We start from the raw sequence: 6,442 nt of genomic DNA on the forward strand, positions 1-6,442 counted from the left end.
GCCGTGCTACATCTCCTCGTGCGAGTCGGGGTCGCCGCCGAAGAGTCGCCCGTCGGGCTTGGTGAGCGCGGAGATCGCCGCCATCTCGTCCGGCGTGAGCTCGAATCCGAAGACGTCCAGGTTCTCGACCTGGCGGGACGGGGTCGCGGACTTGGGCAGCGGCACATTGCCCAGTTGCACCTGCCAGCGCAAGATGACCTGCGCGGGCGTCACGCCATGAGCCTCGGCCGCCGCAGCCACCGCTGCCTCGCCATACGGAGCCTGGCGCTTACCCAGCGGGCTCCACGACTGGGTGAGGATGCCGCGCTCGGCGTGCACCGCGCGCATGGCCTCCTGGTTGAAGTAGGGGTGCAGCTCGATCTGATTGATCGCGGGGGTGATGTCGGTGTCCGCGACGATGTCGGCCAGATGCTTGGCGGTGAAGTTCGACACCCCAATACTGCGCACGTACCCGCGCTGGCGTGCCTCGATGAGTCCCTGCCAGGCGTCGCGGTACTTGCCCGTGATGGGGTTGGGCCAGTGGATGAGCACCACGTCGATGGTGCCCAGCTGCAACTTGTCGAACGACTCCTCGATCGAGTTCACAGCAGCGTCGGTGTCGTGGTGACGGCCCGGCAGCTTGGTCTGCACCGTAATGTCCTCGCGTGCAGTGCCGGTCGCGGACATGAAATCGCGGATGCCGTGACCCACCTCCACCTCGTTGCCGTAGTTCACCGCCGAGTCGATCAGCCGGTAGCCCTTGTCCAGCGCGGAGCGCACGCCCGCCACGCACTCGTCGCCCTTCATGGGATAGGTGCCGAAGCCCAGCGCCGGGATCTCGAAGCCGTCATTCAGGGTGTGCGTCGGGATAGCCATAGTTCCAACCTACGCCCGATGCCGTGGCCGGGTCACGTACACGCCTCGCCCCATGTCGGGGCGCTGTGGGTTAGCGCCGTCGCGCCGCCTTGCGTCGCGCGAGGACCTCACGGATGGGCGGCACGATGACGCCCGCAGCGGCCATCTCCGCGCGCGTGCGCCGGCGGGCCCACAGCACGCCGACGATGCCGATCGCCCACGGCAGGGCGGTGGTCGCGAGGCCGATGCGGTACTCGCCCAGCGTGTACTCGCTCGCCCCCGCGGGGGAGACCGCCTGGAGGGTCGCGCCCACCAACAGCACCGCGACGACCGTGGCGGCGAAGCCTCCGATGTTCGCAAAGCCCACCGCCGCTCCGCCGCGGCCGGCCAGGCCGTGAGTGCGCGCGAAGTCGAGCCCTATGAGGGAGGCTGGGCCGCTCACGCCGGTGATCGCGAGCCACAACACCAGCTGCCATATCGGGCGCGGCGTCGTGGGGATGAGGACCGATGCCCAGACGGCCGCCGCGACCACTCCGATGGCGAGGACCAGCCACGAGCGGCGCAGCGGGTGGCGACCCGTAAGGACGCCGAGGACGGGACCGGCGCAGACGTTGGCCACCACCATGACGGTGAGGAGCCCACTCGCGGTGGTGGCTTCGAGCCCCTGCGCCTGCACCAGGAACGGCACGCCCCACAGCAGCGCAATCGTGTTGGGTCCGATGAGTCCCAGCCAGTGCGTCCAGAAGCCCAGCTTCACGCCCGCGGGGCGGATCGCCTCGTGCAGGGTGACCCGAGCTGCAGGTGGGGGGGTGGGGGAGGCGGCCACGGCATCGGCCGTCTTGGGACGGCGAATGCCGATGATGACGGAGGCGGCGGCCGCCAGGCCCATCGCCGCGAGCGTCGAGAACGCGACCGACCAGCCCTGCTCATGGAGGAGGAACGCGACTGGGATCGACGAGGCGACCTGTCCCAGTTGCCCGATGATGCCGAGCGACTGCACGATGACCGGCACCTGGCGCGGAGGGAAGTACTTGGCGGCGATCTGGTTGCCGGCGATGAAGATCGGGGCGTCGCCCAGGCCGATGAGCACGCGCGCGATGACGGCGCCGGCGAGTGCTGGTGTGGTGGCGAGCAGCAGTTGGCCCGCGGCCATGATGAGCGAGCCGCCGATGAGCACCGCGCGCGAGCCGAAGCGGTCGATGAGCGAGCCGGCCGGCAGCTGCATGGCCGCGTAGACGGCGATCTGGACCATCGCGAGGACGGACAGCGTGGTGGCCTCGATGCCGAAGCGCTCGGAGGCCTCGATGCCGGCGATGCCAAAGCTGGTGCGGTGCACCACGGCCATGAAGTACACGAAGGCGGCCACGCCCATCGCGATCCAGGCGAGACGGGACGCCTTCGCCGGTCCCGTCGTTGCGACCGCGGGCGCAGGGGAGTTGGGCATGAGGGCCTCCAGGGCGTACGCGGTCAGGCCAGCGTATCGGCGCGAGGAGGGTGGTCGGGACCGGGCCCCTTGCAGTGGGGGGATTCCTGCGGGGCCGGGCCCGCACCATCCGGGTCCGGCCGCCGCAGGGGGCTAGGCGCGCACGCGCTGAGGCACGTCCGTCTGAGTCACCTGGAGGGGGGCGGTGAGGAAGGCGGGCACGTGCTGCGGCATCCAGCCGTCCGGGGTGGGCAGGGAGGAGGTGCCCTCGACCTGTGCGGCGGTCACGTCCGCGCTGGCCGTTGCCCCGGTAGGAGCCACCACGGCGACCAGCCCGATCGCCGCGACGAGCGCGGTGATCCGGAGCGGCCGGGTGATGTTCATGTCTTCATCACACCGCACGTTCCTGGGAGTGCGTTGAGAGTGGGTGCAGAGGTGGCGCCAGGTGTGACCGGCTTACCTCGCTACTGGACGGGCTCGCCGTCCACCTCGGTGACGCCCTCGTACAGGCCGATGACGTTGCCGTCGAAGTCCTCGATGACCGCCCACCAACTGGTCGGCGTGATCTCGTCCTTGTCCATCAGCACGGTGGCGCCCTGGCTCTTGGCGAGGGAAATGGTGTTGTCGATGGAGTCGACCTCCACATAGGAGCGCGGTTGCGCGAACCCCTCGCTGCGCGGCGCGAGGCCGCCGCCGCTGATCTTGTTGGGCGCCTGCCACATGGGGTAGTCCTCGAAGCCGGGAGGGGCAGCGATCTCCCAGCCGAACAGCAGGCCGTAGAAGTGCTTGGCGCGTGCCATGTCTGACACGGGGATGTCGATGTGGGTGATGTCGCCGTGGGCCATGGGTGTCTCCTTCGCTGGTGACGGGCGGTTCCAGTATGGGCGTGCCGGGGAGACTTCGCCGGATGGGCGTCGACCCACGTACTATCGGGCGATGCGCTATCTCCTGATTGCCCTGCTTGTCGCGGCTGTCCTGCTCGGAATCCTGGGTTTCATCATCAAGGCGGCGCTGTGGCTCGCCTTCATCGGCCTGGTGCTCTTCGTCGGCACCATCGCCTTCTGGGTCATCCGCGCGAAGATCGGCAACCGCTCCGAGATCGAGTCGCCCTGATCTCAGGCGTGTGCGCGCGGCCCGCGCCTTAGCGGTCGCACGCGCACACGTAGTTGAACGAGACCACCTCGTCACCCTCCTCGGGGCGCGCCCAGGCGCGGGCCTCGGCCTCGTCCGTGAAGGTGCGGGGCGCGAGCCGGCCGCTGGCCATGCGCACGCTGAACTCGATCTGCTCGCGCGGATCGACCCATTCCGCCGGTGTCGTGGTCATGCTTTGAGATTACGCTCGCGCCGGCCATCGGACCACGCAGGCTGGCGGGACACGAGGGTCGGAATCGGCGCTCATGTCCCGCTGCGGAGCGGGCGTGTCGTTTACGGAACCGTGTAGCCCGCCGCGCGCACCAGTTCGTACCACTCCGACCGCGTCAGTGGCACGTCGGAGCCCTGTGCGGCGGCGGTGACGCGCGCCGGGGTGGTGGTGCCGAGCACCACCTGCATCTGCGCCGGGTGACGCGTGATCCACGCCACCGCGATGGCCTCGACGGGCACGGCGTACTTCTCCGCCAGCCGGTCGATCACGGCGTTGAGCTCGGGATAGCGGTCCGAACCCAGGAAGGGACCGTCGAAGAACCCAGCCTGGAACGGTGACCATGCCTGGATGGTGATGTCGTTCAGGCGGCAGTAGTCGACGATGCCGTTGTCACGCTGGACGGACTGGTCCAGGTTCTGCATATTCGCGGCGATGCCCTGCGCGATCATCGGCGCGTGCGTGATGGACAACTGCATCTGGTTGGCGACGATGGGCTGCTTCACGGAGCGCTTGAGCAGCTCGATCTGGCCGGGCGTGTGGTTGGAGACGCCGAAGTGGCGCACCTTGCCCGATGACTGGAGCTCGTCGAACGCGCGCGCGACCTCGTCGGGCTCCATCAGGGCATCGGGCCGGTGCAGTAGCAGGATGTCCAGGTAGTCGGTGCCGAGCGCCTCGAGCGACGCCTCCGCGGACTCGATGATGTGCTCGTACGAGAAGTCGAAGTACGGTCCGGGCTGACGGATCCCGCACTTGGTCTGGATGGTGAGCGCCTCGCGCTCCGACGAAGTCAGCTGCATTGCCTCCGCGAAGCGCCGCTCGCAGCCGTGATAAGGCGGGCCGTAGAGGTCGGCGTGATCGATGAAGGTGATGCCGGCGTCGCGGGCGGCGGCCATGAGCTCGCGCACCTCGTCGTCGGACTTCTCGACAATGCGCATGAGGCCAAGGACCACGTTGGGAGCCTCGACGTCGGTGCCGGGCAGGGTGAAGGTCTTCATTGCTCTCTTCCTTGAGGGGGTACGTCCACTGTAGGGCCGCTCGCCCGTGGGGCCGCGCCTGGCATCGTCCGGTGGCGGTGGCTCGCACGGCGGCGTAAACAAGAGTCATGACGAGGACATCTGAGTGGCTGGCGGGTTACGTGCGGGCGTGGGAGACAAAGTCGGACGAGGATGTCCGCGCGATCTTCACCGATGACGCCGAGTACTGGTTCCGGCCCAACGACAAGGAACCGGTGCGCGGGATCGACGCCATCATCGCTACGTGGAAGGAGCCCGAGCCCAGCGAGCCCGAACATGACCTCCGGGTCCTCATCGAGAACGACACCCTGGGCATCATCACCGGCTCGGTGACCTACCCCGGCCACGAGCACTACACGAACATGTGGGAGGTCTGGTTCGCGTCGGACGGACGCGCTCAGAAGTTCGTGGAGTGGTGGATGCTGCCTCGCGAGACGAGTGACTAGGTGGTGGGCCCCGTGGGGCTCGAACCCACGACCTACGGATTAAAAGTCCGCTGCTCTACCAACTGAGCTAGAGGCCCGCACGCAATCCTACGCGGGCACGCTCACCCCGAGTTCCGCCAAAGCCCGCCACGCCATCGACACGTTCAGTCGTCTGTCGAGCGTGGCCCACAGCAGCGCCTTGTGCAGCGCCACGCCGTGCAGGCGCGCCTCCAGGCCCGGATCGGAAAGCCCGGTAATCCCCACATACGTATTGAGCGCCGCGATCACGCCATCGCGCGGCATGACCGTGTACAGGAACCCCAGGTCCACGGCCGGGTCGCACGCAGCCATCTTTCCCCAGTCGATGATGCCCGCGAACGTGCCGAACTCGCTCAGCACGTTCGAGCCGTGCAAGTCAGCATGCGACCACACGAGCGGGCCAGGATCGGGGGCCGCCAGGGCAGTCGCCCACATGGCCTTCACCGCCTCCAGGTCCAGCCGGTCGCCCAGCGCACCAGGCGCGTCGCCTAGGATCCCGATCGCGTAGTCCACGTCCGCCTGGCGCTCGGCCATCGGCAGGGACTGCTCGGGGTTGTAGGGCGCATCGGCGGGCGCCGGCCGGTGCAGGTCCGCCAGCGCACGTCCCAAGGCGCCGCCCGAGTCCGCACCCAGCGGCATCACGTCCGTAGTGTTGCCCGGCACCCACTCGACGATGCGCCACGGCCACGGATAGCCCTCGCCCGGCTCGCCCGCGCGCACCACCGACGGGTGCGGGAAGTCCCAGGACGGCCCCAACTCGGCGAGCAGTTTCGTCTCGGTCTCGAGCGGCCCCACCGCCGCCTCGACGCGCGGCAGGCGCACGGTGAGGTCCTCGCCCAGGCGGAAGACCGCCATGTCCCAGCCGTCGAAGCGCTCGCCCAGCTCGAGCCCCGCGAGGTCGGGATGCTGCGCCGCAATCAGCGCTCGGACCGTGTCCTCGCTGATGGATCCATGCGCTTGGGGCGGCCCCGTGTCGAGGGGCCGGTGTGCGCTCATGGACGCGACGCTAGCAGTCGTGCGGGCACCCGTTCGGGACGGAATGCCCGGCGGGGGTGATCCCGTTGACGCCTGGGACGGAACCCAAGGAAGGGGGCTAAGAATCATGAGCGATCACGTGCACCGCGACCAGGACAAGCCCGTCGCCGTCGACAACGCCGCCGACCACCGACCGCCCCAGGCAGGCGGGCCCGATTGGCAGTCACCGTTGAAGGACCCTGTGTCCGCCGAGGGGCACATCGCGAAGGGCGGCAACCAGAACCCCGACGCAAAGGCGCCCAACCCCGCCCAGGGACAGAAGCAGCAGCGCAGTCAGGGCATGAATCACTCCGGCTGGGAGGGAAAGAAC

Annotated in this window: 10 protein-coding genes and 1 tRNA gene; 3 read left to right on the forward strand and 8 right to left on the reverse strand. The window is 68.8% G+C overall.

Annotated elements, in window-relative coordinates:
* Positions 1-6 precede the first annotated feature (6 nt).
* The 4 genes from B7K20_RS10375 to B7K20_RS10390 form a co-directional block, all read right to left on the reverse strand.
* Positions 7-855 (reverse strand): aldo/keto reductase, encoded by an 849-nt coding sequence (locus B7K20_RS10375; RefSeq protein ID WP_084102452.1) that lies wholly within the window; start codon positions 853-855, stop codon positions 7-9.
* 70 nt (positions 856-925) lie between these two features.
* Entirely contained in the window at positions 926-2,278 is a 1,353-nt protein-coding gene (locus tag B7K20_RS10380; protein ID WP_084102453.1) for an MFS transporter, read from the reverse strand.
* A 132-nt stretch (positions 2,279-2,410) separates the two neighbouring features.
* Positions 2,411-2,641: a hypothetical protein gene (locus tag B7K20_RS10385; RefSeq protein WP_084102454.1), complete on the reverse strand. Its 231-nt coding sequence runs from the start codon at positions 2,639-2,641 to the stop codon at positions 2,411-2,413.
* Positions 2,642-2,721: 80 nt separating this feature from the next.
* Positions 2,722-3,102 (reverse strand): VOC family protein, encoded by a 381-nt coding sequence (locus tag B7K20_RS10390; RefSeq protein WP_084102455.1) that lies wholly within the window; start codon positions 3,100-3,102, stop codon positions 2,722-2,724.
* A gap of 91 nt (positions 3,103-3,193) precedes the next feature.
* On the opposite strand from B7K20_RS10390, the gene B7K20_RS13145 reads away from it, so the two are divergent.
* The gene (locus tag B7K20_RS13145) at positions 3,194-3,370 is read left to right on the forward strand and encodes a hypothetical protein (RefSeq protein WP_200809070.1); all 177 of its coding nucleotides are present in this window, start codon (positions 3,194-3,196) and stop codon (positions 3,368-3,370) included.
* A 28-nt stretch (positions 3,371-3,398) separates the two neighbouring features.
* Here B7K20_RS13145 and B7K20_RS10395 read toward each other — a convergent pair whose 3' ends face one another.
* Together B7K20_RS10395 and B7K20_RS10400 are read right to left on the reverse strand one after the other, a co-directional pair.
* A complete protein-coding gene (locus B7K20_RS10395) occupies positions 3,399-3,581 on the reverse strand; it encodes a hypothetical protein (RefSeq protein WP_084102456.1) in 183 nt (60 codons plus the stop codon).
* 101 nt (positions 3,582-3,682) lie between these two features.
* Positions 3,683-4,615, reverse strand: coding sequence for an aldo/keto reductase family oxidoreductase (locus B7K20_RS10400; RefSeq protein ID WP_084102457.1), 933 nt, complete (start codon positions 4,613-4,615; stop codon positions 3,683-3,685).
* Positions 4,616-4,722: 107 nt separating this feature from the next.
* On the opposite strand from B7K20_RS10400, the gene B7K20_RS10405 reads away from it, so the two are divergent.
* Positions 4,723-5,079, forward strand: a complete 357-nt coding sequence (locus B7K20_RS10405) for a nuclear transport factor 2 family protein (protein ID WP_084102458.1) — start codon at positions 4,723-4,725, stop codon at positions 5,077-5,079.
* A gap of 1 nt (position 5,080) precedes the next feature.
* Here the strand turns inward: B7K20_RS10405 and B7K20_RS10410 are convergent.
* Both B7K20_RS10410 and B7K20_RS10415 read right to left on the reverse strand, forming a co-directional pair.
* Positions 5,081-5,156: transfer RNA gene (locus B7K20_RS10410), tRNA-Lys, on the reverse strand.
* Between the two features lie 10 nt (positions 5,157-5,166).
* On the reverse strand, positions 5,167-6,093 hold the full coding sequence (locus B7K20_RS10415) for a phosphotransferase (RefSeq protein ID WP_159449392.1): 927 nt from the start codon (positions 6,091-6,093) through the stop codon (positions 5,167-5,169).
* Between the two features lie 106 nt (positions 6,094-6,199).
* On the opposite strand from B7K20_RS10415, the gene B7K20_RS10420 reads away from it, so the two are divergent.
* Positions 6,200-6,442: hypothetical protein (locus B7K20_RS10420; RefSeq protein WP_144018638.1), on the forward strand; the 243-nt coding region annotated here is incomplete at its 3' end.

Source organism: Demequina sp. NBRC 110051, assembly GCF_002090055.1.
GTDB lineage: Bacteria > Actinomycetota > Actinomycetes > Actinomycetales > Demequinaceae > Demequina.

Excerpts from the sequence above, each read along its gene's own strand:
- B7K20_RS10375 (WP_084102452.1), bottom strand. The coding sequence starts at position 855 with ATGGCTATCCCGACGCACACCCTGAATGACGGCTTCGAGATCCCGGCG.
- B7K20_RS10380 (WP_084102453.1), bottom strand. The coding sequence starts at position 2,278 with ATGCCCAACTCCCCTGCGCCCGCGGTCGCAACGACGGGACCGGCGAAG.
- B7K20_RS10385 (WP_084102454.1), bottom strand. The coding sequence starts at position 2,641 with ATGAACATCACCCGGCCGCTCCGGATCACCGCGCTCGTCGCGGCGATC.
- B7K20_RS10390 (WP_084102455.1), bottom strand. The coding sequence starts at position 3,102 with ATGGCCCACGGCGACATCACCCACATCGACATCCCCGTGTCAGACATG.
- B7K20_RS13145 (WP_200809070.1), top strand. The coding sequence starts at position 3,194 with ATGCGCTATCTCCTGATTGCCCTGCTTGTCGCGGCTGTCCTGCTCGGA.
- B7K20_RS10395 (WP_084102456.1), bottom strand. The coding sequence starts at position 3,581 with ATGACCACGACACCGGCGGAATGGGTCGATCCGCGCGAGCAGATCGAG.
- B7K20_RS10400 (WP_084102457.1), bottom strand. The coding sequence starts at position 4,615 with ATGAAGACCTTCACCCTGCCCGGCACCGACGTCGAGGCTCCCAACGTG.
- B7K20_RS10405 (WP_084102458.1), top strand. The coding sequence starts at position 4,723 with ATGACGAGGACATCTGAGTGGCTGGCGGGTTACGTGCGGGCGTGGGAG.
- B7K20_RS10415 (WP_159449392.1), bottom strand. The coding sequence starts at position 6,093 with ATGAGCGCACACCGGCCCCTCGACACGGGGCCGCCCCAAGCGCATGGA.